This window comes from Pseudomonas sp. HMWF021 (genome assembly GCF_003061005.1).
GTDB lineage: Bacteria > Pseudomonadota > Gammaproteobacteria > Pseudomonadales > Pseudomonadaceae > Aquipseudomonas.
Map to the genome: position 1 here is coordinate 1 of NZ_QAIK01000035.1, position 1,348 is coordinate 1,348.

Here is a 1,348-nt window from a genome sequence, read left to right on the forward strand (position 1 = left end):
AGTCCGGTCAAATGGAAACCTAATGAAAGCTCTGCAAATAGGACGGATGCTGTTCGCTGCCCGCCGACCTTTGGGTCTCACTAACCCTTCGTCGTCAGAGCGTTTGATGTCCCTTACGGTTGAGGTTTGCTCGGAGGAAGGCTTGCGGTCAGGATCGACGGCCGGTCGTTCATCTATCAGTACGAGTCTAGACGGCGAAAGGTCCGGGCTAGTTTCGAGCTCATTGCGTACGCTTCCTTTCTTACCACGTGCGACGGTTTTCTCATCACCATCGATATTGCAACCATCTTTGTGCGGGGTGTTCTGCTGCTTTTTGAAGTGAGGTCTTTGAAGATTTGCTTGATCGTAGGAGGTCGGAAATACTGGGATTCCACAACCTCCACATTCGTAGCCATATTTATCCACCTGGGGAAGCATCCACAGGTCTTCTCCCTCAACCATCTCCCTCGTGTATCTATCGCGTGCTGATTCCATATGGCCTCCAGTTCCTTTGTTAGGGCGGAAAGCTATCACGCTTTGCATTCATCCCAGAAGTCGAGGGGGCCCCTGAGGAATTCGAAAGGATGAAAGGGGACGGATGAAAGGGGACAGATTTATATTTTCCAGTTCCGGTATTCAATCAACACCGGAACGTGGGTAGGCATGGGCAGGATCAACTCGGCTTGGCTACCGTCGCGTCATCCTTGCTTAATACAGGAGCGGCTACATGCACCTTGGTCTCAGACAGCGCAATACAGCGGTGTGCGTAGCTGCCGATCTCTTTCAAAGCGATATTTCGATAGCTAGCGGGACAGATTAACAAAGTGTCGCCGAAGCGGAACTGACGAAACGCCCTAACGCTGTACAAACCATTCGGCCCCTCGTAGCTCTCCAGTTGCCACGGGGCGCTATTGAATACCTCCTTCGGATAATCCTTTTCGTTCAACACATAGCTCAGCTCGGTATTGTCCCTGATTTTGATCAGATTGGCGGCGGAATAGACCCATAGGTCCAAGAGGGCCGGCAACAGCATGGCATTGACGAAGATGCACCCGAGTAGCACCAGTGCGGCTCGGCCGGTGCGCTGTATCGCATTGCCGTTTGTCAAATAAAAGACGAGGACTGGCGCTAGGTAGAGGCACATTATCAATAAGCAGAGGGCGATAGCCCCGAATGCCTCTTCGTCGCTCTCTCCGCCTCGCCACGTCATGATGGCTAGCTGGGCGGGCATGACTCCACTCACCGAAGTAAACGCGAGCAGCGTACCTAGCCAGCCAACGAGGGCTGTGTAATAGAGTTTGCGATGCGAGGGTTTGCGGGGACCAGGCGGCAGTTCCAGTACTTTGTTGTGCAGGGGCGCATCGCGGCG

2 protein-coding genes are annotated in these 1,348 nt (G+C 53.5%); both read right to left on the bottom strand.

Annotation, left to right across the window (positions count from 1 at the left end):
• On the bottom strand, positions 1 to 474 hold a 474-nt coding region (locus tag DBR18_RS28485), incomplete at its 3' end, for a hypothetical protein (protein WP_218277847.1).
• Positions 475 to 652: 178 nt separating this feature from the next.
• On the bottom strand, positions 653 to 1,348 hold a 696-nt coding region (locus DBR18_RS28215), incomplete at its 5' end, for a hypothetical protein (protein ID WP_158275038.1).